This window comes from Mesorhizobium sp. M0052, assembly GCF_040323255.1.
Classification (GTDB): domain Bacteria; phylum Pseudomonadota; class Alphaproteobacteria; order Rhizobiales; family Rhizobiaceae; genus Mesorhizobium.
Genome location: NZ_JAMYUS010000024.1, coordinates 11,543 through 35,015 on the forward strand (window position 1 = coordinate 11,543; position 23,473 = coordinate 35,015).

22 protein-coding genes are annotated in these 23,473 nt (G+C 59.7%); 6 read left to right on the top strand and 16 right to left on the bottom strand.

What is annotated here, in order from left to right:
- Window positions 1-709: 709 nt before the first annotated feature.
- From nifA to NKJ77_RS26440, 3 genes are all read left to right on the top strand, one after another.
- A complete protein-coding gene (gene nifA / locus NKJ77_RS26430) occupies window positions 710-2,473 on the top strand; it encodes a nif-specific transcriptional activator NifA (RefSeq protein WP_023731294.1) in 1,764 nt (587 codons plus the stop codon).
- A 234-nt stretch (window positions 2,474-2,707) separates the two neighbouring features.
- The gene (gene hisC / locus NKJ77_RS26435; protein ID WP_031239385.1) at window positions 2,708-3,847 is read left to right on the top strand and encodes a histidinol-phosphate transaminase; all 1,140 of its coding nucleotides are present in this window, start codon (window positions 2,708-2,710) and stop codon (window positions 3,845-3,847) included.
- An 88-nt stretch (window positions 3,848-3,935) separates the two neighbouring features.
- Entirely contained in the window at window positions 3,936-4,976 is a 1,041-nt protein-coding gene (locus NKJ77_RS26440; RefSeq protein ID WP_031194208.1) for an LLM class flavin-dependent oxidoreductase, read from the top strand.
- A gap of 599 nt (window positions 4,977-5,575) precedes the next feature.
- Here the strand turns inward: NKJ77_RS26440 and NKJ77_RS26445 are convergent.
- From NKJ77_RS26445 to NKJ77_RS26520, 16 genes are all read right to left on the bottom strand, one after another.
- The gene (locus NKJ77_RS26445) at window positions 5,576-7,468 is read right to left on the bottom strand and encodes an ABC transporter ATP-binding protein (protein ID WP_352535950.1); all 1,893 of its coding nucleotides are present in this window, start codon (window positions 7,466-7,468) and stop codon (window positions 5,576-5,578) included.
- The gene (locus tag NKJ77_RS26450) at window positions 7,468-9,336 is read right to left on the bottom strand and encodes an ABC transporter ATP-binding protein (RefSeq protein WP_352535951.1); all 1,869 of its coding nucleotides are present in this window, start codon (window positions 9,334-9,336) and stop codon (window positions 7,468-7,470) included. Before NKJ77_RS26450 ends, NKJ77_RS26445 begins: the two co-directional genes overlap by 1 nt.
- An 85-nt stretch (window positions 9,337-9,421) precedes the next feature.
- Window positions 9,422-10,315, bottom strand: a complete 894-nt coding sequence (locus NKJ77_RS26455; RefSeq protein ID WP_352535952.1) for an SIR2 family NAD-dependent protein deacylase — start codon at window positions 10,313-10,315, stop codon at window positions 9,422-9,424.
- Window positions 10,316-10,347: 32 nt separating this feature from the next.
- Window positions 10,348-10,560, bottom strand: coding sequence for a putative nitrogen fixation protein NifT (nifT, locus tag NKJ77_RS26460; protein ID WP_023672220.1), 213 nt, complete (start codon window positions 10,558-10,560; stop codon window positions 10,348-10,350).
- Window positions 10,557-10,877: a nitrogen fixation protein NifZ gene (locus NKJ77_RS26465; protein WP_023672219.1), complete on the bottom strand. Its 321-nt coding sequence runs from the start codon at window positions 10,875-10,877 to the stop codon at window positions 10,557-10,559. Before NKJ77_RS26465 ends, nifT begins: the two co-directional genes overlap by 4 nt.
- 98 nt (window positions 10,878-10,975) lie before the next feature.
- Window positions 10,976-11,170: a 4Fe-4S dicluster domain-containing protein gene (locus tag NKJ77_RS26470; protein WP_023672218.1), complete on the bottom strand. Its 195-nt coding sequence runs from the start codon at window positions 11,168-11,170 to the stop codon at window positions 10,976-10,978.
- A gap of 31 nt (window positions 11,171-11,201) precedes the next feature.
- Complete coding sequence (gene nifB / locus NKJ77_RS26475; protein WP_352535953.1) at window positions 11,202-12,680, bottom strand: nitrogenase cofactor biosynthesis protein NifB; 1,479 nt, start codon at window positions 12,678-12,680, stop codon at window positions 11,202-11,204.
- Between the two features lie 959 nt (window positions 12,681-13,639).
- Complete coding sequence (locus NKJ77_RS26480) at window positions 13,640-13,939, bottom strand: ferredoxin family protein (RefSeq protein WP_023687351.1); 300 nt, start codon at window positions 13,937-13,939, stop codon at window positions 13,640-13,642.
- Window positions 13,940-13,950: 11 nt separating this feature from the next.
- Entirely contained in the window at window positions 13,951-15,258 is a 1,308-nt protein-coding gene (locus tag NKJ77_RS26485) for an FAD-binding protein (RefSeq protein ID WP_023687350.1), read from the bottom strand.
- Window positions 15,259-15,268: 10 nt separating this feature from the next.
- Window positions 15,269-16,378, bottom strand: coding sequence for an electron transfer flavoprotein subunit alpha/FixB family protein (locus tag NKJ77_RS26490; protein ID WP_023685019.1), 1,110 nt, complete (start codon window positions 16,376-16,378; stop codon window positions 15,269-15,271).
- A gap of 17 nt (window positions 16,379-16,395) precedes the next feature.
- Window positions 16,396-17,247 carry an electron transfer flavoprotein subunit beta/FixA family protein gene (locus NKJ77_RS26495; RefSeq protein ID WP_023672212.1) on the bottom strand — a complete coding sequence of 284 codons (852 nt, stop codon included), beginning with the start codon at window positions 17,245-17,247 and terminating at the stop codon, window positions 16,396-16,398.
- Window positions 17,248-17,432: 185 nt separating this feature from the next.
- Complete coding sequence (gene nifW, locus NKJ77_RS26500; protein ID WP_023687348.1) at window positions 17,433-17,813, bottom strand: nitrogenase stabilizing/protective protein NifW; 381 nt, start codon at window positions 17,811-17,813, stop codon at window positions 17,433-17,435.
- On the bottom strand, window positions 17,810-19,018 hold the full coding sequence (gene nifV, locus NKJ77_RS26505) for a homocitrate synthase (RefSeq protein ID WP_352535954.1): 1,209 nt from the start codon (window positions 19,016-19,018) through the stop codon (window positions 17,810-17,812). The genes nifW and nifV overlap by 4 nt, the downstream gene beginning before the upstream one ends.
- 25 nt (window positions 19,019-19,043) lie before the next feature.
- A complete protein-coding gene (gene nifS, locus NKJ77_RS26510; RefSeq protein ID WP_352535955.1) occupies window positions 19,044-20,210 on the bottom strand; it encodes a cysteine desulfurase NifS in 1,167 nt (388 codons plus the stop codon).
- Window positions 20,211-20,246: 36 nt separating this feature from the next.
- Complete coding sequence (locus tag NKJ77_RS26515) at window positions 20,247-20,597, bottom strand: hypothetical protein (protein WP_155921674.1); 351 nt, start codon at window positions 20,595-20,597, stop codon at window positions 20,247-20,249.
- Window positions 20,598-20,652: 55 nt separating this feature from the next.
- A complete protein-coding gene (locus NKJ77_RS26520; protein WP_023672207.1) occupies window positions 20,653-20,973 on the bottom strand; it encodes a HesB/IscA family protein in 321 nt (106 codons plus the stop codon).
- Between the two features lie 500 nt (window positions 20,974-21,473).
- On the opposite strand from NKJ77_RS26520, the gene hemP reads away from it, so the two are divergent.
- The 3 genes from hemP to NKJ77_RS32425 all read left to right on the top strand — a co-directional run bounded on the left by hemP (window position 21,474) and on the right by NKJ77_RS32425 (window position 22,998).
- The gene (hemP, locus tag NKJ77_RS26525) at window positions 21,474-21,614 is read left to right on the top strand and encodes a hemin uptake protein HemP (RefSeq protein WP_023687345.1); all 141 of its coding nucleotides are present in this window, start codon (window positions 21,474-21,476) and stop codon (window positions 21,612-21,614) included.
- A gap of 30 nt (window positions 21,615-21,644) precedes the next feature.
- Entirely contained in the window at window positions 21,645-22,736 is a 1,092-nt protein-coding gene (locus NKJ77_RS26530; RefSeq protein WP_352535956.1) for a hemin-degrading factor, read from the top strand.
- Window positions 22,737-22,797: 61 nt separating this feature from the next.
- Window positions 22,798-22,998: a hypothetical protein gene (locus NKJ77_RS32425; RefSeq protein WP_502902115.1), complete on the top strand. Its 201-nt coding sequence runs from the start codon at window positions 22,798-22,800 to the stop codon at window positions 22,996-22,998.
- The last annotated feature ends 475 nt before the right edge of the window (window positions 22,999-23,473 follow it).

Sequence of the window (23,473 nt, forward strand, 5' to 3'; positions counted from 1 at the left end):
TTGGACGACCCATTTTGCAAATCAACGCCCGCAGCAGGGGCAGCCGTTTTCAAGCGGTCGCATCGTAATCTGTTCAGACTTTTCGATACGCTCATTGAGTGTGCCGATTTCGGCCCCAGGCTGGTGATGGTGCTGACCACGACGATGCGATTCAGAAGTTGCGAGCACCGCCTACGAAGTCGTACTCGACGCCAGCTTCGCGCCTTCACACCCGACATCGCCGCCGCCTGATCAACTCGAGAAAGATGGCGGTCGCCGCAACCGACCAGTGCCGTTGGCGGTTATTCTCGCTCCCGCCCCTCCTTCGCGGGCGCTGGTGAATGGCACGGCCCCGCATTTACACTCCGCGCGGTCAGCCGCTCGGGCAACGCATGGCCGGCCCAGGTATTTCTGCTTCAACGCAAAGATAGAACTGATGAATCCTATCATAGGCCGCGAGGTTTCCTTTCACAGATGAAAGAAAGCTCGATTGACTATGCCGCCTCGCTCCAGTCTTTTGAAAACAACGTGTGTTTGCCCGGGGCAAGCCAATAACATGGCCAAGCTTCGTGGAGGGAGTAGCCAAGCGATGCGTCAGGGCTAGACCCGCTTTGCACTCGACCACACGGCGGCGGCACGAGTTCACGTCGGAGCATATTCGCGCGTGCCCGCGACGTCGCGGGCGCACATGCCGCCAGCCTAGATTTGATGGCGCGAGATCGAGGATCACATGCACCACAACATTAGCAAGTCAGAACAGAATGCCCGCGACTGCGGCATATCGCTGCCGAATGCGATAAAGGGTTGTCCAAAGCCCGACACGAATCCTGCGAATGTGGCATTGCACGAGCGCGCGCTAACCGGCATCTTCGAAATATCGAAAGTACTCGCCGATGCCGCCCGGCTCGAACTCAAGTTGGCCAAGGTAGTCGACCTCCTGCACTCGTTTGTGCAGATGCGGCACGGCATCATCGCTCTCTGCGATGCCGAGGGCGGACTGGACATCACAGTGGCCAGCGGCTGCGGCACGAACGGCAATGAGCCCTCCCGGTCGCGCCTGCCGCGCAACGCCATCGATCAGATTGTGACGACCGACACGCCGCTCGTCGCCGACGACATAGCGATGCATCCGACCTTCACTGCCACTGATATCGAGGTGCTTGGGGCCTCCGACACCGTGTCGTTCATCGGCGTTCCCATTCGTGTTGATGGGAACGCCATAGGCGCGCTGACTTTGGACCGGGTTTTGGAAAGCAGGTCAAGCTATGGGCTCGACGATGATGTCCGGCTGCTCACCATGATTGCCAACATGGTGGGACAGACAGTCAAGTTGCATCGCTTCTCCGCGGCCGACAGCGAGCGAGCGCCGGAGCTGGAACATCGGCTGCAAACGAAATTTTCTGATGTTAAGCACCCTGCACCCCGGCGCAAAAAGGTTCACGTCGAGGGGATGATTGGTGACAGTCCGGCGATAAGCGCCCTGCTGGAGAAGATCGCGGTCGTAGCGAAGGCAAAAACCACAGTTCTGTTGCGAGGTGAGTCCGGTACCGGGAAGGAGCTGGCTGCCAAGGCAATTCACGAGTTGTCGCCGCGCGCCAAGCGGCCCTTCGTTAAACTCAATTGTGCAGCGCTCCCAGAGACAGTCCTGGAATCCGAATTGTTCGGTCATGAGAAGGGTGCCTTCACAAGCGCATTCAATTCCCGCAAGGGGCGCTTTGAGCTCGCTGACAAGGGGACGTTGTTTCTGGATGAGATTGGCGAGATCTCGGCCTCGTTCCAGGCAAAGCTACTGCGCGTGCTGCAGGAGCAGGAGTTTGAGCGCGTCGGCAGCAATCAGACCATCAAGGTCGATGTTCGCGTGATTGCCGCCACGAACAGGAACCTGGAAGAGGCGGTTGCAAGGAATGAGTTCCGCGCCGACCTGTACTACCGCATCAACGTGGTTCCCTTGCTGGTACCAGCATTGCGCCAAAGGCGCAGCGATATTCCGCTCCTCGCAGCTGAGTTTCTCAAGAAGTTCAACGACGAGAACGGCTGTACGCTCACCTTCGATCCGCGTGCGATTGAAGTGCTGATGAAATGTGAGTTTCCCGGCAACATTCGCGAGCTTGAAAATTGCGTGCACCGGACAGCGATCCTAGCCGAGGGACTGTCAATCGGGAGAAACGACTTTGCCTGCTCCCAAGGCCAATGCTTTGCCGAGGCGCTGTGGAAGTGCAGATCGGGCAAGGCCGCGCTGCAACCACCGCCGATCCTGCCGGAGTCAGCGAATTTGGCCACGCCCCCGGACGAGGCCGCCAGTTCGGCCGCGACTAACCCGCTTGCCGGCGCAACCCACCCAATTGGCGCGAGGACGCCCGATATAGAGCGCGTCATTGCTGCCATGGAAAGATGTGGCTGGGTGCAGGCAAAGGCAGCGCGCTTGCTTGGGCTGACCCCGCGACAGATTGGCTACGTGCTGAGGAAATACGGCGTCGAGATCAAGCGTCTTTGAAAGCATGACCCTGGGCATGAGCTGAGCCGCTTAGCGCCTTGGCGCCGCGCAGCGATGCAGATCCGCGTGCGCGTCAACTCGATTCGACCGAGGACAGCCTGGCTGAATTCCGATGTCAGCCGGCGCTGCGACCATTGTGTGAAAGGCAACCCTGCCATCGTCAATCCCGTCCGCCATGTTGCTCTCGTTGCGAGCTCATACGGATGCCCCTGTGTGACTGAAACGGAGTTAAATATGTCCGATGCAAAACTGCAAACTGTGCTTTCGGCTCTTTCGCAAGTGACACGACAGTTGGATGCTCTGCCGTCCAACGGACCAGCGCCGGACGCAAATTTTATCAAGCTGAATACGAATGAGAACCCGTTTCCGTTGCCGCCAATCATAATGCAAAGTGCAGTGGCGGCCCTCAAGCGCCAGTATCTATATCCGGATGACGATAACTTCAGATTGAGGGAAGCAGCGTCCAGCACCTATGGCGTTTCCAGGGATCAGGTCATCGCTGGCAACGGGTCGTCTGAACTGCTCGGACTGATCTACAGAGCTTTCCTCGCACCCGGCGACAAGGTTGCGATGATGTCGCCAGGGTTTTCGTTCAACCGCAAACTTGCCATGCTTCAGGGCGCTGAGTTCCTCGAAATCGGATGTCAAGCTCATTCCCTGCCAATGGAGCAATTGCTTTCCGGTCCGGCAAAAGACGCCAAGTTTATTATGTTGGCCAATCCAAACAATCCGACCGGAACATTCCTCCCGATCAGCGATATCGAACGCCTCGTAGCACAATCGGACCGCTTGATTGTCCTTGATGAGGCATACGTCGACTTTGCACCCGATCACGGACTGCGCCTCATCAACCGGTATTCGAACCTTCTGATCTTGAGGTCATTCTCGAAAAGCTATGCCGCCGCCGGCATTCGCGTCGGTTTCGGTTTCGGTCACCCTGAAATTATTGGAAGGCTGCGAAACATCCAGAACGTCTTCAACATGAACGTGATCGGGCATGCCGTTGGTATCAGCGTGCTTGCGCATCGCGGCGCCTACGCAGACAACCACAAGCACATCAAGGATGAACGAGAGCGAGTGACAGTTGCACTATCGCAACTCGGATTTTCCGTAACACCCTCCCGCGCAAATTTCTTGCTGGCCCGTGTGCCCGCGGGACAGGACGGCTCATGGTGGCAAGCAGCATTGGAGAGGCAAAAGATACTTGTCGCGTTTTTTCCGGACAAAGGCTTGGAACACTGTATCCGCGTCAGCATCGGCACAAAAGAGCAGATGGATGAATTTCTTGCTGCCGCTGGCGACATTGCTGGAAGCTTAACGGTGCCAAGCTCCAGGGGCAGGGAAGCGTCAGGCTCTGCTTCTTCGTTACGCTGACGCTAATCGGCGATCACACACATCTCTTCCGACTTGCGGGTGATCCCAGCAAGAAAACAGCCTGCTTTTAAAATCGGGGACTTAAAGAGTGACAAACGTCTTTCCTTCAAACCTGGCTTTCGGCATCTTCGATCATTTGGATGAGGATGGCCGCGATATAGGCCGGCAGTACGAAGATCGCCTGATATTAGCAGAGGCGTGCGATCAGCTAGGGTTCTATGCCTATCACCTCGCAGAACACCACTGTACTCCCCATGGGAGAGGTCCATCGCCGAATCTGTTCTTATCGAGCGTCGCCCAGCGCACCCGGCGCTTGCGTCTCGGACCCTTGGTGATGCTGCTTGCGCTTTATCATCCGCTGCGTGCGTTCGAAGAGATCTGTATGCTGGACCAGTTGAGCGGTGGCAGGCTCGAACTGGGCATAGGGCGCGGTGCTCTCCCGACCGAATTGGGCTACTTCGGGATTGGTGCGGACGCGGTGCCGGGCCGTTATGCCGAAGCCAGCGAAATTCTTATGCAAATACTTGTTAATTCGAGGGAGGTCGGCACGCTATGCTATCAAGGCCGCCATTTTGATCTCAATGACGTTCCTTTGACGCTAAGACCTCATCAGCGTCCACATCCGCCCACATGGGTCGCTGCCAATCGACCCGAGTCCACAGCTTGGGCCGCTGCGAATGGAACAAATATCGCGTGTGTAGGACCTTCCTCTTCTGTTCGCAAAACTACTGATGCGTTCCGCGCCTATCGAGAGGACAACGCAGGCGGGGGGGATCAAGGGAGATTTGTCGGATTGCTCCGCATGGTCGTGATTGGGCGTTGTGACACACATGCCTATTCGCTCGCGGCACCTGCTTACGCACGCTGGCTCAAGAGCTTCCAATTCCTTTACGAGCTTAACGCTATCCCCACTCCACCAAACTTGCCGCTGACCTTCGATGCGGCAGTCGAGAGTGAATTGTGCGTGGTAGGATCAGCAGAGTCTGTGCGAAAAGCTCTGCTCGATCAGTTGGAAGAGGCAGGTGCCAACTACCTGCTTTGTCAAATGGCATTTGGAAATCTGCCGCTAGATGCTTCCCTTTACACCGCGAGGACGATTCAGTCCGAAATCATGGCTCGACTTGGCTGACCATGAAATTCGCGGTCTGAGGTTAAATCGTTGTGCAGCGCTCTCACACTCACGTGATCGAGCGTGCACGTGGTGGGGCGGGCAATCGAGAGGAGGCCAAACTGACGACGAGCAGGCGGCAGGATACCAGCTTGTGCGTTGGCTGGCGTCTGGGCCATCGTGTGAACATCCACGATCCTAAGGAGAGGGTAGCCGAGCGCGTCACGATGCCGGCACGCGTCTGCTCGTCGCGCTGGCGCTAGTCGTTGCCCAGCCAGCCGCAGGAGGTTCTTCTCGCCCGGGGCGGCGTCGGTGCGGCGCCCACTAATCCAGCTTCATCAGCGGCCCGTCGGTGGCAAAGCCGTCACTCGCTACAGCGCTATTGAGGGCGCGCTCGCGAGCGGCTTTGCGACGCCCAGCCAACACCTCCAGCGAGCTCGCCCGATGATGGTGGTGCACCGCGGTCGGATACGATGCTGGAGGAAATCGTTCGCAGCCGGTCTTCACGAATTGCGAGGAGTGCTCGTTCTTGAATGCTGGCTGCTGGCCGGATGCGGTGGCCTGAGTGGTCTGCCGACACGCCCGAAAGTCAACGCCACTACCACAAGGCCGCCAAGATGTCAGGTCTGAGAGCCAGCTTGGACGGTGGTATCGTGTTCGGGAAGGTCGTCGAAGGAGGCGTAGTTGAGATAGTAGAGTTTGGAATACAGGCCGCCCATGGCTATTAGCTCATCGTGGTTGCCAGTCGCAATAACTTGGCCATTCTGAAGCACGATGATGCGGTCGGCCCCCCGGACCGTGGCGAGACGGTGGGCGATGACGAGGCCAGTCCGCCCTTCAAGCAGCTTGATCAGAGCCTTCTGAATCTGCAATTCCGTGTAGCTGTCGATATTGGCGGTAGCTTCGTCGAGCACGAGGATCTTGGCGTCAGCGACGAGGGCGCGGGCGAAACTGATAAGCTGGCGCTGGCCGAGAGATAAGTTGTCGCCGCGTTCGCCAAGTTGGGTCTCATACCCGTCGGCGAGGCTCATGACGAAGTCATGCGCGCCGACAGCCTTGGCCGCCTCGATCACCTTGTCGCGCGTGGCTTCCGTCTTCTGGTATCGAATGTTCTCGAAGACCGTCCCGGTGAACAGGAATGGCTCCTGCAGCACCATGGCGACCTGGCGGCCGAGCGATTCCTGGGTGAGGTCGCGTACATCATGTCCGCCGACCAGCACCTGACCCTGCTGAACATCATAGAAGCGGTGGACCAGGGCCATCGCACTCGATTTGCCTGAACCGCTCGGTCCGACTAGTGCGACCGTCTCGCCCGGATTGACCTTGAACGAGACATTTTTCAGAACCGAACGGTTCGGATCGTAGCCGAAGGTGACGTCCCTAAACTCGACCGAGCCGTCCATTTCGGGCGAAAGCACCTCGGCATTGGGTTTGTCCTTAACATCGATCTTGACGTCGAGCACATCGGTCAGGCGCTTGCCTGAGGCCATGGCGCGCTGCATGACCGAATATTGCAGGGTGAGTGAGCGGATCGGGTCAAAGAAGCGCTGGATGTAAAATAGGTAGGCTACCAACACGCCCACATCTATACGGCTATTCATGACCATCGAGCCGCCGACCACAATAACGGCGGCCAAGGCGAGGCCGGAGATGCCATCGACGATGGGCACCATGACCAGTGCATATCTGGCAGCGATCAGGTGGGTCCTGAGGTTGGCATGGGCCCGATCGTCAAAAAGACTGAAATTCACCTGCTGGCGGTCCATTGACTGTATGGTCCGCACGCCGTGAATGGCTTCGGCCAGCGCGCCATTGACGACGGAATTGGTTTCGTGTGCAGCCATGAAGGCGTCGCGGGCACGCGGCAACCAGACAATGCGGACGATCACCAGGATCGGCAGAACCGATAGCGTCAGGAGGCCGAGGCGAAAGTCGAGCCACAGCATTACGAAAACGATGCCGAAGAGAAGCGCAACATCGCCTAGGGAATATACCGAGGTTTCCAGGAACTCCTGTATGGAGTTAACGTCGCCTTGCAGGCGCGACATCAGGCGTCCGACCTCGGTCTTGTCCATGAAAGAGAGCGAAACCTTTTGCAGATGGCCAAACATGGCGCGGCGGATGTCGAACAGGACAGTTTCGGCCATTTTCCCATCCAAGGCTTCCTGCATGTAGCCGGCGGCGAAATTGACCAAAGTCGCCGAAAGGAACGCGCCGACGGCCGCAAGCTGGGCTGAGCGATCGGGCCTTGCCGGGTTCATGCCGAGGTCGATCGCGTAGCGGATGATCAAGGGGATGAGAAGCTGCGTCCCGGTGAAGATCAGCATCGCGACAATCGTGACAACTACCTTTGCCCGGTAGGGATGGACGAAGCCCCAGATGCGACGGAGGATGCTCTTGTCGAAAGCCCGGCCGAACATCTCCTCCTCGATCCGGTGCGAGCCGACGACCGCGCGCGGAGGGCGTCTCCCGTCGTCACGTTCGGCTTCGAGTTCGCCGCGGCCCTGGTCCATCAGCGGGCGCCCCCATCCTGGCTAATAATGCTATCACCCGGGCGCGTCTGGAGATCGTAAAGGGCCCTGTAGCGTCCCCGCTTCGCCAGAAGCTCTTCATGCGTGCCGCGTTCTACGATTTCGCCGTTATCGACAAAAAGGATTTGATCGGCATGCTTAAGCGCACTCAGCCGGTGCGCGATGATGATCGTCACCCGATCCTTTGCGAAGCGCCGCATCGCCGCGCGAATGCGCAGCTCGGTGCCGGCATCGATCGCGGCCATCGAGTCGTCGAAAATGATGACGGAGGGGCGCAGCATCATGGTGCGAGCAATCGTGAGACGCTGGCGCTGGCCGCCAGAGAGAGAAACGCCGCGTTCGCCCACGACCGTCTCATACCCTGCCGGGAGCCCGAGGATGTAGTCGTGGAGCTGGGCGAATTCTCCAGCGCGTTCAATTCGCTGTCTCTTCGCCCAGGGATCGCCATAAGCGATGTTGTTCTCGATCGTTGTGGTGAATAGGAACGCATCCTGCTGTACAACCGCGACCGCCTTGCGAAGGCTCTCGAGGGTGACATTGCGTATGTCCTGGCCGTCCAACGTGATGGCGCCACCGGTCACGTCGTAAAAGCGGGGGACCAGATGAGCCATTGTCGATTTGCCGGAACCCGGCGGACCGACGATCGCGATCGTCTCGCCTCTCCGGGCCTCAAAGCTGAGGTTCTTCAGAATGGCGCGGTTTTCGGCGTTGGGGTAGGCAAATGAGACATTGTGGAAGCGCAGAGTGCCGTCACTTATCTCAAGCGGTCTGGCCTCGAGAGCATCCCTGATGGTGATCTCCTGATCGAGGAGACCGAAAAGCCGCGAACCGCAGCTAGAAGCGCGGGCAAACGCATTGACCATGAGACCGATCTGGCGGACTGGCATTTGCAGCATGGTCATGAAGGTCAGGAAGGTCGCCATGGTTCCGACGCTGATCTCGCCAGCGACGAGCTTGTTGCCACCGATCCCAAGCACCAATCCCATTGCGAAAAAGTAGGACAAGGTCATCGCCGACGTGTTGGGTACGTAGATGTCAACGAGATCGTTGGCGAGGTCGAGCGCGTTCTTGGAAGCGCCGTCGAACTTCAGCATCTCATAGGATTGAGCCGCAAAAGCGCGGACCACACGGATACCTGCGAGATTTTCCTTCATCACGCGGCTTAGTACCGAAAGGCGCTCATAGAGGTCGAGCCAGATGGCGCGCAGCCTAAGCTGTGTGGTCGATGAGCGCCAAGCGACAAAAGGCACGAAGCTGAGCGCGGCCAAGCCGAGCATCGGATCGGTCGAGATCATCATGTAAGCGCCAATCCCGATCAGCATCGTCAGCAGGAGCACCCGCATGAGCCCGGTGGAAAAATACATCCGCACGCCTTCGAGATCGAGCATTCCGGCGGTTATCAGATCGCCTGAATGGACCCGGTCGTGAAAGGAAAAGCTGAGACGCTGGATCTTGTCGTAGTAGGCGAGCCGCAATTCGTACGCGACATGATGCCCGACGGCTTCGGCAAAATAGTTCTGCGCCATCGTGAAAACGCCGCGTAGCGCGCTGACGGAGAGCAGCAGGAGAGCCGGGGCCCAGAGCGCTTGTCCTGCCGCGGCCCCCGCGACACCGCCCCCGATAGCTGTCTGGGTCTGGTCGACAGCCCGGCCGAGAAGCTGGGGAATGAGCAACTGGAGGATTGCCGCCATGATCGTCGAGCCCATAGCGAGGGCAACCTGCCACGGATGGCGCAGATTCATACGCGTGATGCGCAACAGCGTACTCAAATCCCGGCCCCAGCGCGCCGCTTCAACATGGGCCAACGAATTCAGTGCGTTCGTTGCGCCGCTGACAGCTTCACTGTTCACGGGTGTATTCCCGACTGCATTTTGCGCCTTCGAGGAAAGCCGAAGCAGACATCATCAAAGGCATCCGCCATTGTTAATCCCGTCCTCAACCTGCAGCCGTGCCCGTTCCCACAAGCCGAGCCGCCGCTTGACTTAGTGGCATGTCGATCACCGTGATTCCGCTTGCCGCAAGAAAACGCGCTTCGTTTCTGGTCAGGGTTTCCGCGTCCATTACGGTGCAATAGGGACCGCGGGAGCGCTTCATGATCTGTCTGGCGTAGGTGCGCAGCATCTGATCGTTGAAGCGGCAGCCAACGAAGAAAAATCCACGGGTGATGCGCCGTTCCTTCACAGCGTCTGGGATCGGTGTCTGGATATCAATTTCGGACAGGACTTCGACGTAGTCGGAATCTGCGACGAGAAAGTTTTGCGCGGGCGTAATACTCCCGTGAGGTGAATAGAGAACCGTCTTGGTCCCCAATCGGGGGTCGAGCTCCCTCCCGGACAAATCGTAGGTTTTCGTCCAAATGTTGCCGATTTCATTCGCGCGCGTGACGCCTTGTATCTCAAGGACGTCCGTTCGACCGGTCTCTACCAGAGCCGTGCGCATTGCGCTGTCATACCAGCTGTCGATGATGAGGGAGAGTGGCAGCCTTGCGAGCCAGGCGTGGAAGGGGGTCGGCCCCACCGGCGCTGCGAATATGTCGGTCATCCAAGCTTGAAGCGTCCGGCGATGCCGGCGCTGTTCGATGAACTGTGCAACCGACCACATATTGGTGCGGATCCTGGAAGGGGCTGGAGCCCGTGCATTGAGTGCCGCGGCAACAACCTCCGGGGTATGCGGCACAGGCGGTTCCACACAGTTCAACTCAAGAAGACCCGGACCGAGATAGGGGATCACCTCATCGGCGGCGAGCGCTTCCTTCGCCAGGTCAAGCAGCTTTTCAGCAAAACTGTCCCGCACAATGACGAGGTGGCCCGATGTCAGGATCGTGTTCATCTCGTTTCCTCGCGACGCACCTAGGGGCAGCATCAGCCCTCTTCGGAAATCTTCCTTGCCTCGACGGTGATCGGCAGACGCGTATCATGTGGGAGATCGGGTAGGAGGAGCCGCCACCCGTTCCTGAGCGTGACCGTTCCGCCCCACAACTCTTCCTTCTCGAGTTTGATGATCGGCTCTTCGAGGTCCTTTTTGGGGACATACGCTGACAAACCAGCATCGGTCCTGCGGATCATGACTTTCATCTGGCCGTCCCTTCATTGGTATTGCTTTCAGCACTGCAGGGCGCCTCGGCCTCGTCGAGGCTCATCAGTTCACGCGCTCGCATACCGACTACGGTGCCACGGTCGATCCACTCGACCGCATAGATGAAGAACTGCTGGAGAAAGGTGCCAATGTCGCGCACATATCCCTCGTCCCCCTTCCGCACGAGATTTTCGCCGATCTCCCTGCCAGGATAGGTGCCGTCATTCTTTATGTGGCGAGTGGCACGTACCCGCTCTCCCGGCATGAATCGTGGAGGCCTGCGGATTTCGATCTCCTCTTCGCGTCCGAGCGACATGTCCGTTCCCTGATTTCTCTTGCGGCTGAGATTGCGAACAAGGCGTTCCAGGCGTCCTGCGTAGGCAGCCCCCAACCATGTCGGCAGTCCAATGTCCGTTACGCAGGAACGCAGGTCTTCGGCACCGGACATACCGAGGCACATTGCTGCGCATCGAAGACCCCCTCGCATTCGGTACACTTCTGTGACTCGATCACGTAGCTCTCGCCTTTGAACTTGATCGCGCCGGAAGGACATTCGAATTCGCAGGCGCCGCATTGGGTGCATTGGGATGCGATGATCTTGAAAGCCATTTTAACTCCTGGTCCGAATGAATGAGACAGCTCAGGCCGTCGCCGCGAGTGTGGGGGTCCCAGATGCGGCGATGTAAATCGCGCTGATTGCTGTCTCGATATAGTCATGGGCACAGGCGTCGGTGGCTCTGATTCCAGCCTCCGCGAGCTGATCCTGCGGGCAATTTCCAATCTTGGCGCACAGCACGATATCTATGCCTTGAAGCGCTGCGATGACGCCATCGAGGGCGGCTTCTGCGCCCCAGCCGCCAAGGCAATACTTGTCCACCTTCCGATGCCCGACGAAGCTGATCCCTTTCAGCGAGGCTTGATAAACCTGGAATTCCTTCGCATGGCCGAAATGCTCATTGACGCGGCCGCCGCCCTTGGTCGCCACCGCGAAGAGAAGGGACTTGCCGGGGCTCGCTGCCTTGACCAATCCGATCGCTTCTCTCCTAGCCTCGACGTGATCACGGCGCTCCTCCGCGACCAGCTCCCGATAGGCCTTGCGTTTGCTGGCATCGTAGGTGACCTCGCCGGGAATCCGGTCGACTGTGAATTCCTGGCCACGATCTTCTCCGAGCAGGCCCACGGCATCTGCCCGGCACTGCCGGCAGTGGCGCATCAACTGGGCGCCGTTTTCGACACGATCCTGAAGAGCCTTCATCTCCATGGCGTTTGGGCCGCGCTGCCCGCTCAGACCGTAGTGCGTGCCGTGGGCCGGGTCCGAAATCAGCGGCATAAGGTTGTGCAGGAACGCGCCTCGCTCCTTAATCCATCTATTCACCTCGATCAGATGCTCATCATTCACGCCCGGGATCACCACCGAGTTGATTTTGGTGAGGATGCCCCGCGCGGTCAGCATCTCCAGGCCCAACATCTGCCGCTGGTGCAGGATCCGGGTGGCTTCAATGCCGATGTAGCGGCGATGATCGTGAAAGATCCAAGGATAGATCTTTGAGCCGACCTCAGGGTCGACCATGTTGATCGTGATCGTCACGTGATCGACATTCATGTCAGCAAGCTCATCGACATGGTCGGGCAGCGCCAGCCCATTCGTGGATATGCAAAACTTGATGTCTGGGATTTCCCTGGCGACCCTGGCGAAGGTCGCCTTCGTCTTCTTCCAGTCGTAGCAGGCGTCGCCCGGTCCGGCGATGCCGAGCACGGAAAGCTGCGGCACCTCGTTGGCGACCGCGATCACCTTGCGTAGCGCCTGATCGGGCGTCAGCTTTTCAGAGGCTACCCCAGGCCGGCTTTCGTTGGCGCAGTCATATTTGCGATTGCAGTAGTTGCACTGGATGTTGCAGCCCGGCGCGACCGCGACGTGCATACGCGCGAAATAGTGATGCGCCTCTTCTGAAAAGCAGGGGTGATCCTTGATCTTCTCCCAGACAGCCGGATCCGTGTCGTCGGGCTTTGTCGACGAGCCGCAGGACGAAGACGCGCAGCCACCGGGTTTCATGGTGCCAAGCAACTGGTCACCGAATGTCGTGCTGAGGCTCTCAAGCGAAATTGCCGGTGCAGACATGAACGGCTCCGTTGCTGCGTGATGTCGCAGTTCAAAGCGCAAGAGCTATGCCAGCTCAAAGAGCTGTTTCGGTTCACGAATAGGCTTCTCGTGTCAGATTCATTAGGATTGCTCCGACACACCTTTGTCGGGCTTACGACAGTGGACAAGCAAATAGGGTCGCGAGGCTAGCAGCCTCGGGCGCGCATAGTGTGAGCGAGACCACTCCGGGCTGCTTACGCTTGACGTCATCGCGACGTCTGGAATTTCTTCACCTTGATACCATGCCGGCCCAGGGCGTAGCCGATTTGCCATGGCGTGAGGCCGAGGATACGAGCCGCCCTGGAAGAACCCAACCGGCCTAGTCAATCGCGTCGATCAGCCGGTTGCGTGCCGTCAGATGCGGGCGACAAGCGGCATGGTTCGGATGCGGCCGTAAGAGGAGATACCTTGCTGCGGAGGCGCCGATGCGACTGGCCGGCAGCCGCAATTCGCTTGATCTGTTACGGCCTGTGATATGAGGCGGCGAGTGCCTGTTGAGGTGCGTGGGTATTGCCGGCAGTGGCGGCAATCTCCGGCTCTCCTTCAGCGTCCAGGACGACGATCGCTCAATTACCCGTCTGCAGAAACGTCGGCAGGTCGTTCACGACAATTGGCCAGCGTATGGCGAGCGTAATCTCCAGCTCGCTCGGGGCGGTCAGCACCTTCACATATCGTAGAGTCCCTGAGCGGGTATCTGCTTAGGGCATGCTCGATGGGCGGTTCAGGGCCTCGTCGACCCGATCTGCGGCCCGGTGGCTCATAGAGACGACTTCAGCGGTTGTCGTCCAGAGTGAACCTGCATTTTTTATCTGAGGCTGAATTATGCAAGAACAGTATTCGTGCAATTTCTCTTCATTTATTGGCGATTAAAGCAAAAAATGGCATGGCCGAGACTCAGCTGTACTGGATGATCGCCGCCTTAAGTGTGCGTGCGCCGGTCATCCGAATTTAAAGAGGATTCCGAAACCGCCGCGTGGATAGTTCCACTCGATCTCACCACTCGTCTCGCACAAAATCCGGCAGGTGCCGCACTCCATGCAGCCGTCGGCAGTGATCTCCACTTGACCCTTGTCGTTCAACTCATAACATTTCGCCGGGCAGACGTGGGTCAGCGCGAGCAAATTCGCGCTCGGCTTCTGGTGCGGTCGCACTTTGATGTGCGGGCGGCCGGAATCCACCAAGTAGCGGTTCTGGTAAAGCTTGTCCTCGACACGTGACTTCGTCGCTGCGCTGGTCATATCGTCTCCCCTCAGCGCCACGCCAATGCAAGGCGGACCGCGTCGCTGACCAGCCCCCAGCGCGAGCGCGCCTTGATGAAGGCCGCCGTGGTCGCCTTTTCCTTCTCGATCTTCGGCGTGCCGTCGACACGCATGAAGTTCTGCGCAGCTTGCGACATCAACCGCGGATAAGTCGTGAAATAATTGCTGGAATTGGTGTGGAGCAAGGCCGGCATGTCTTTGTATTTCCTCAGGTCCTTGACCACGAAGGACTTGTCCAGCATGGCTTTGTAAAGGGCGAGATTCCGTTTGTTCATCGGACCGTTGCGGCTCTTGACCTCGACGATTGCCTCAGCCGCAATGCGGCCGGAGGTCATGGCGAGGTTCGAACCCTCGCGGTGAATCGCGTTGTTCAGTTGCGCGGCATCGCCGACCACGACCCAACCATCGCCAAAGAGCTGCGGAATAGCCTTGTAGCCGCCTTCGGGAATGAGGTGTGCGGAATATTCTTTCACTTCCGAGCCGGCGATCAGCGGCCGGATCGAAGGATGGCTCTTCAAGGCATCAAGGAGAACGTAGGGGCTCTCGACCATCGCGGCAAAATCGGAGACGAGGCAGCCAATGCCCAGTGAGATGGACTCCTTGTTGGTATAGAGGAAGCCGAGCCCGGCCATGCTGCGGGAGGTCGTGCCCACCGCCTCGATCACGCAGCCCTCATCGCCCTTTACGCCGAACCGCTGCTCAATGACCTCTTCGGGCAAGAAATGCATTTCCTTGACGGCGAGGGCCACGGTTTGCGGCTTTGGCATCTCGCGCAGGCCGGCTCGAGTGCCAAGCAGTCCGCAGACACCTTCTGCGAGAACGACCACGTCCGCGTAGATGGCCCCGCCCGCCCGGTCTGTGCGGACGCCGATCACCCTGTCCTTGGCATCACGGATGAGTTCCGTCACGGTCGTCTCGCACAGAACGGTCGCGCCGGCCGCGCGCACCTTACGCGAAAACCATTTATCGAACTGGGCACGGATGATCGTGTATCGGTTGGGCTTCGCCTCATTGAAGTCGTCCGACCTATAGTGAATCCCGGTATGGGATGTGTCGTCCATCACCCAAAGCCGCTGTTCAACCAAATGCCGCTCGAGAGGCGCATCATCCCGGAAATCCGGGATGATCTTCTCCAGCATGTTCGCGTACATGATGGCACCCTGGACATTCTTGGAGCCCGGGTATTCACCCCGCTCCAACTGCAGCACCTTCAGGCCATGGCTGGCCATGGTGTAAGCAGCTGCGTTTCCGGACATGCCTGCCCCAACAACAATGGCGTCGAAGTTTTCCTCGATCATGTCCATCCCCTTAGCTCGAAAGCTTATCGCGACTGTGGGGCGACAGCCGCCGGGTGAAGGCTTCCGTCAGTGCGGGCAGGAAGCGGATCGCGTCGGTGACGATTCCGAGGTGAGCGAAATCGAAAATCGGCGCGTTCGGGTCGGTGTTGATGGCCACGATGAGATCCGCCCCCTCGACGCCAACCCGATGCTGGACGGCGCCGGAAATCCCGGCCGCTATGTAAAGCTTCGGCCGGATCGTCTTGCCAGTTTGGCCGATCTGCCGATCAGCTGGCATCCAGCTCTTCTGGACCAACGGACGCGAACAGCCGTGCTCGGCGCCGATTGCTCGTGCGAGGTTCTTCACAAGCTGCAGGTTCTCCGCCGCGCCAAGACCAAGGCCTCCCGCAACCACGACGTCGGCATAGGCAAGGTTTGCCTTCGCCGACTGATTGTCCGGCAGGAAGCCGAGGACTTTGGTAGCGATCTCGTCCTCGGCAAGCGAAAGCTTGTGCCGGATGACACGCCCGACCGGTTTATCCGTCCGCTGCGGCATGGGCATGACCCTCGGCCGCACGGTCGCCATCTGCGGGCGGAAATTGAGCGTATAGATCGTGCACAACAAGGAACCGCCGAAAGTCGGACGCGTGGCGGCGAGCGAACTGTCGGTATCCACATCGAGTTCGGTGCAGTCGGCCGTGAGCCCCGTCTGCAAGGTCGTCGCCACGGAGCCGGCAAGATCCCTGCCCAGTGTGGTGGCACCGAGAAGAAGGATTTCGGGTTTGTGGGTATCGACCAGATCCGTCAGCGCCTTGGTGAAAGGTTCATTCCGATAGTCGGCGAGCAGGGGCGCCTCGGCGATGTAGACAAGGTCAGCGCCATACGCGAATGCTTCGGCAACGGCGTTCCCGACGGCCTCTCCCGGCGGTCCAAGCACGACGCCTGCAAGCTGGACCTGAAGCTTGTCTGCTAAGTTGCGGCCTTCGCCGAGCAGTTCGAATGATACCGGATGGACCTCGCCACGTTCGAGCTCGATGAAAACCCAAACGTGCCGATAGTCCTTGAAATGGGCGGGCAATTCCTTCTTTATGCCGGCGCGGCCGGCGGCAGGGCGAGGGGTTTCTCCGTTCGCGGTCGACATCGTTTTGCTCCTTGCCGTCACGCGCCGCCGTTAAAGGCGAGCTCATGTTCCAGCGCCGGCTGGCGGGTGAAGATTGCGGTGATGAGTTCGTCAGCGACATCGCGCAAGGCCTTCTCGGCGGTGTCGATTTGTGCCGCCTTTTCAGCTCGAGCAGGAGGGGCGAAAACACGTTTGACGACCGTCGGTGAACCGCGCAGGCCGCATTTGGTGAGATCCTCAATGCCGGCGTCGGCCGCGCTCCATTTCAAGACCTGGCTGCGCGCGGCGCACAAGGCGTCCTGGATCGAGCCCCGGCGGATCTCGTTTGTGCCTTCCAGCATGGTGATGAGGCAAGGGAGCCTGCTCTTCAGCATCTGTGTGCCGCCTTCGGAACGGCGCTCGACCTTGATCTCGCGTGCAGCAAGGTCGACAGAAGGGATCTTCGCGACATAGGTCAGTTGCAGGAGTCCGAGGCGCTTGGCGATGCCGGGCCCGACCTGGGCGGTGTCGCCATCGATCGTCTGCTTGCCGGTGAAGACGAGGTCTGGCGTGCCGAACGTCTCGCCAATCTTCGCGATTGCCTGGGAAAGGGCGAACGAGGTTGCCAGCGTGTCGGAGCCGGCAAAATAGCGGTCGGTCAAGAGCACCGCTCGGTCGGCGCCGTAACCGAGCGCCTTGCGCAGCGCGTCCTCTGCCATGGGCGGACCCATGGTGAGCACAGTGACTTCGCCGCCATGTGCGTCGCGCAGTCTGAGCGCTTCTTCGAGGGCGAACAGGTCGTAAGGGTTGATGATGGTCGGAACACCCTGGCGCATGATCGTGTTCGTGACCGGATGGACCCTTATCTGTGCCGAGTCCGGCACCTGCTTGATGCAGATTACGATGTGCATTGGCGGTTTCTCTAGGCTCCTGTCCGGGTCCGGCATTGCGGTTATCTCCTTTGTCCGCATTATTCGTGCCAAGTCTCTTGCGCTCCCCCTTTCCTACAACTTCGGCTGGTTGCTTCTGACGGCGCTGTGGTGATGACCGCATTTGGCGGCTGCTCGACATTGTCGCGTCGCACCCTTGTCGCCGATCATTCCCGTCCGAACCGCTTCAGTACCGAGTCGAACGGAACAAAGGTGTGACCCGGCGCGGCAGGTTTGTTCGGATCGTGGTCCTTGAGCACCTTGAAAATCCGATGCGTGAGCGGCGAGGAAATCGCAAAGTCCTCGTAAGCTCGTTCGAGCGTCGCGCGCACCCTCGCGGCAATCACCTGGTCGGGCAGACCGGAGAAATCTTCTTCGGCGAGGTATTGGCCCACACGCTTCATGATATGGAGCCGCGAGACATTCAGTACCTTCGGGTCATAGGCGACGCCTAGGACTGAGAAGAATTCCTCTGCAGCCGACAAGCGCTTCAGTCGTGCGAGGATGTCGGTGACATCCATGGGGCGGCTGTCAGCGGAACAATTCATTGCATTCTTCCTGGTCGCAAAACTGTGGCCTCTGTGCGCTCGCGCACGGCTGACTTGGACCCGCACAGCTCGATGAGGGATGCCTCGCTGCACATTCCATCGTAGAGCTCGACCAGTCGAGTTGCAGTGACGGTCGATTTGGTCTCGGCCGCCTCGCGTCGGACGCGGGCCACCATCGCGGCTGCCAGATCCGGGTCGAGATCGCGACCGCTTTCGCTCAGCACATGGGCAATCGCAGTGGCGCCGGAATGCTTGCCGATGACGATCCGCCGGCAGCGGCCCACGAGAGTCGGATCGAGCCCCTGATAAGTACGCGAGTCCTTCAGCAGCCCTGCGACGTGAATGCCGGATTCGTGGGTGAAAACATGGGCGCCGACGACCGGCTTAGTGGCTGCGGTCTGCCGGCGGGCGGCCCAAGCCACCTGGGCGGCGAGGCCGGGCAATGCGGTCAGCTCAATGCCGGTGTCTGCGCCGTCGAAGACTGCCATTGCGGCGGCCACCTCCTCCAGCGCGGCATTGCCCGCACGCTCGCCGAGCCCCAGGACGGTGACGGAGGCATGGCGCGCGCCTGCGCGGATCGCCGCCAGCGTGTTGGCGCCAGCAAGTCCGAGATCGTTGTGCGCATGAAATTCAAGGTCGATTGGAGACTGCACCACGAGCTGGGCGACAAGTTCGAAGGTCGAAAACGGGTCGAGAACACCGATTGTGTCGGCCAGCCTCACGCGGCTTGCGCCGGCGCGTGCGGCCGTCTCGATGACGCGGGCGAGATGATCCCGATTGGCCCGCGAGGCATCCTCGCAGCCCACCGCGACGAAGAAGCCGGCATCGGCGGCGCGCCTGACCATATGATCGATGACCTGGAGCGCTCCCGCCTTGTCGAGGCCGAGCTTGGCGGCAAGTTGGATGTCCGACGCAGGCAGCGACAAATTGACCGCTTGGACGCCGCTCTCGATCGCTGCATCGAGATCCAACGACGTCATCCGGCACCAGGCCATGAGCCGAACCGGAAGACGCCGCGCTACCACGGCGCGAATTGTTTCCATCTCGTCGACGCCCATGACCGGCGTGCCGATCTCGATCTCTGTCACGCCAGCCGCCGCAAGAGACTCAGCGATCTCCAGCTTTTCCGTCGTGGTGAAGGCGACGCCCGGCGCCTGCTCGCCATCGCGCAAGGTCGTATCGTTGAGGGAGACATGACCGGTCATGACAGGCAGCCTGTTCTTCTGCGGCTCACGCATAGACCGGACTACCCGGCCCAGAACCGGAAAAGCTGCGCAGCTTCCCCACGATTCCCGGCATGACCTCGAGCACCCGGTCGATGTCCTCTTCGCTGTTGTCCCGCGCCAAGGAGAAGCGGACTGCCGCGTGTGGCGTTTTCATCGCGCTTAGGACATGGCTTGGTTCCAGAGAGCCGGAGGTGCAGGCCGAGCCAGAGGAACACGCGATGCCAATGCGGCTGAGGAGAAGTGGAATTCCATCACTTTCGACATGTTCGAAGGAGATGTTTGCGGTGTTGGGCAACCGTTGCAAGGGATCACCAGTGACACAGGTGCTTGGGATGCGCTGGAGGATCCCGCCCTCCAGGCGATCGCGGAGCGACTTTACCCGTGTGGTCTCGTCGTCCATGAATTTCAAGGCGAGTTCGGCCGCCGTGCCGAGCCCGGCTATGCCGGGCGTATTCTCGGTTCCAGCACGCCGGTTGTGCTCTTGGTGACCCCCCTTGATCAGCGAATGGAAATCGACGCCACGTTTTACGAAAAGCGCACCGATCCCTTTCGGCCCGTGCAGCTTGTGGCCGGAGAGCGACAGCATGTCGATTGCGGTCGACTTCAGGTCCATCGGAAGCTTGCCGACCGCCTGCACAGCATCGGTATGGAATAGGGCGCCCACTTCCTTGGCCAACTCGGAAAGCCTTGCCACGGGGAAGATCACACCAGTCTCGTTGTTCGCCCACATTATTGACACGATTGCAACCTGTGGGGTGAGGGCGGCCATATAGGCGTCGAGATCGAGCCGACCACGGCAATCCACCGGGATCCTGTGCACCTTGAGGCGGCGGGTCTTCTCAAGATGCGCGCAGAGCGTCAGCACGGCGGGATGCTCGACCGCGGACGTCACGATCTCGGTTCGGTTGGGCGCCGCATCGAGCGCTGAAAGAAGCGCTGCATTGTCGCTTTCTGTCCCACCCGAGGTGAAAGTGATCTCATCCTCGAACTCCGCGCCGATCAGAGCTTGCAACTGCCTCCGCGCCTTTCTCACCGCCGCACTGACTGAGGCGCCAAGAGCGTGTGCCGACGAAGGGTTGCCGAATTGATCCCTAAAGAACGGCAACATCGCTTGCACGACCTCAGGATCGACCCGTGTGGTTGCGTTGTTGTCGAGGTAGACAGGCTTCATAGGTGCGATCCTCAGTTAAACAGAATGACGCGAGCGCTAGACCGACTCGTTGAGCCTCTGGCGCATGCCGTTGATGATCATTTGAACTGGCAGCGCGCGCAGGCGCCCGGAGTGTTTGACGTAAACCGGATCTCCGTCGATATGGACATGTTCGCAGTGGCCGTAGGTCAGCCCGCAGGTAAGGACGCCCGAACGCGATAACGCTACCGATGAGCCGAATTTGGCGCAGCGGCGCGATTTGTCCGCAAGCAGCTCGGGTGCCACCAGGAACCGAGCTGCTTCGGGAGGCGACGTTCTTTGAATCCTACTGGGAGCGAATGGCGGTCCCGAGATCGGCTTTGACCTTGTCTTGTTTTTTAGGACGGGGACATCTGTTGTGCCGGCCATATAAGTCTCCTCTGCCGCAAAATCACTCTGTCGGCCGCACAGACGCTTCGGGCGTTTAACTGAAGGACTTGCCGCAGCCGCACTTTTCGCGCGCATTGGGGTTATCGAAGACAAAACCGGAAGATTGGAGCCCGGTGAGGAAGTCGACGGTCATGCCGGCTACATGGGGTTGGGAGCCCGCGTCCACGAACAGCTTGACCCCATCTGTGTCAGTGATCGCGTCGCCCTCGCGCGACACGCTCTCCAGGCCCATTAAGTATTTGAAGCCTGCGCAGCCGCCGGCCTCGACCATAATGCGAAAGCCTTCCGCCGGCTCGCTGGCACGGCAAAGAGCAGTCTTGAAGGCGGCAACAGCGTTGTCGGTGAGCGTAATCATGGCTCCATTCTCCTCAGTCCGCGACCTGCTTGCCCATCACGTTGCATGCACCGTGCCAAAGCCAAAAAACGTTTCAACACAGCGCGGCATCTCTCGCACTGGTGCCTCTTGATTGCTGATAAGGTGTCGGCCAATCGACACGTGCTGTCGGGTTTGTCGGGTCCGGCACGAGGGATGTTGGCCTGAGTTCTTGGGTGAACTCACATCACCAAGGACAGAACTTCTTCTGAGCTTGCCTCGGCGCAATTGGCACGGTTTTTGAAGCTCCGTTTGGCGAGGCGGCAAGAGCATGCCGATCCACAACCATGCCGTGGGTGCCATCGCGATGGATGGGGCGAAGCAAGGGAGTAACATGTCAGGACCGTGGTCAGATACGCGTTGTTGGCAAAGCAGCGCCGCTCGTGGCATCCGAATGCCCCCTTGGCCGATTGCGACAACATCCATACTGGCTCACCACCGCCCAGTAGCCGCCGACCGGCTCGATGGGATGCCATCGGCATGTGGCTGCTCGCCGGTTTTCGCATTGGTGCGACGCCGTGCGCACGCTGTCCAGCGACACCTTGTTCATGGGCCAGCAGCAGATCAGGATCGAGCATTTCGGCGCGCCTTATCGGCTGAAGGTTCCCGGGCAGGGCAGATGATCCTCACACGTCGTAGAAACAGGGGTAAGCATGGACCAACGCGAGAAACCGTCGCCCGACGAAATCCGGCGGGCGTGCAAAGACAATCCGAAGATCCGGGAGCATGATCTCGCCGCTCGATTGGGCATTTCGGAAGCCGAGTTGGTCGCGGCGCATTGTGGTCACGGCGCGGTGCGCATCGAGCCGCGCGTCGATGATCTGCTGACCGGCCTCGAAGCGGTCGGCGAGGTGATGGCGGTCACCAGCAACGAAAGTGCCGTGCACCAAAAGATTGGCGTCTACGGCAAAGTGGTCACCGGCAACCAGCATGCCATACTGCTCGGCGACGAGATCGACCTGCTCATCTTCCCGAAAGCGTGGGCGTATGGCTTCGCCGTCGAGAAGCGCGAGGGGGCCGAGATCCGCCGCAGCCTGCAATTCTTTGATGCCACCGGCGAGGCGATGCACAAAGCTCATCTCACGCCCGCCTCGAACCTGCAGGCCTATCAGGATCTGACGGCAGAGCTTGTATCCCCCGACCAGGAGCCGATCATATCGCTCGAGGCGAGCGGGGCGCGCGATAACGCAGTGAGTCCAGACCACGCCACCACGGTCGACGACCTACGCGAGCACTGGGGCCGGCTAAGCGACGTGCATCAGTTCTACCATATGTTGAAGACACTGAAGCTCAGCCGCTGCCAGGCGATGCGTATGGCCGACGAGGATGACGCCTGGCTACTCGACAATGATGCCATTGGCGCCCTGTTCCAACAGGCGGCCGAAGACGAGATGCCGATCATGTGCTTTGTCGGCAATCGTGGTTGCATTCAGATCCATTCCGGCCCGATCAGGTCGGTCAAGCAGATCGGGCCGCGGATCAATGTGCTCGAAGAGACCTTCCATCTGCATCTTAGGACCCATCGCATCCGCGAGGTCTGGGCCGTGCGCAAGCCGACGAGGGATGGTCACGTTACGTCCATTGAAGCCTATGGCGCGGACGGCAAGATGATCATCCAGTTCTTCGGCACGCGCAAGGAAGGCGAACGCGAGGGCAGCGACTGGCGGTTTCTGGCCGAGAGTCTGCCACGCGTTCCCGGTCCGACCTCCAGGGGTGTGTTGACTGCCGACAGGTCCTCGGATTGAATTGGCCGCGATAGGACTCAGCACCACGTTCCGACAGCAGCTCGCGAGCAAATCTAGGTCCATGAGCGGAAAGGATGCCGTCGTAGCGCATGCGCATGGTCAGGTGATGCACGCCGGAATGGACCGCATCTATACAGTCAAGCTGGTCGCCGGGGTCGGCACCGGTGCGCACGAGTGCATCGCCGTCTGCCGGAAAAGCCTTGCAGCGCCTGCGAGCGATAAAACGCATACGCCATCAGCGCCGAACCGAAGCGCGGCTTGACCTTTTTGATACTCGCGCAAGCGCCGTCGGGTCTTCTCGGACCGCACCCGATCCTTGCGCTGGATCGCGTCGTTGCTCAATCCGGGCCGTGCGGGCGATCTACTCGCTCGTCGACCGGCAGGCTGTGCAGCAACAGCCAAGCCGAACAGCCCGATGTCGCGGGCTCGACAAAACCGACCACGGATGTCGGTTGTCGGACGTTGTCACAAGAATGATGGACAGGTGATCATCAGCGGCGGGCCCAGCGCAGGCTGGCATTGCTTGGTGCAGCGCCATGGCTACCCCTATCCGGCACGCGACTTGCTTCGACAATTTGATCAGCAGGGCAGAGGTGATTGACCAGTCCCTCAACCCTAACGGGGATAAGCGGCCGCTTTGCTTCATGACCGGAGCGCGGCGGTGATGCCCCTCTGATCGACTTCGCAACCCATCTCATCCGCGGGTGCAGGTGGGCTGTATCAGATCTAGAAGGCGC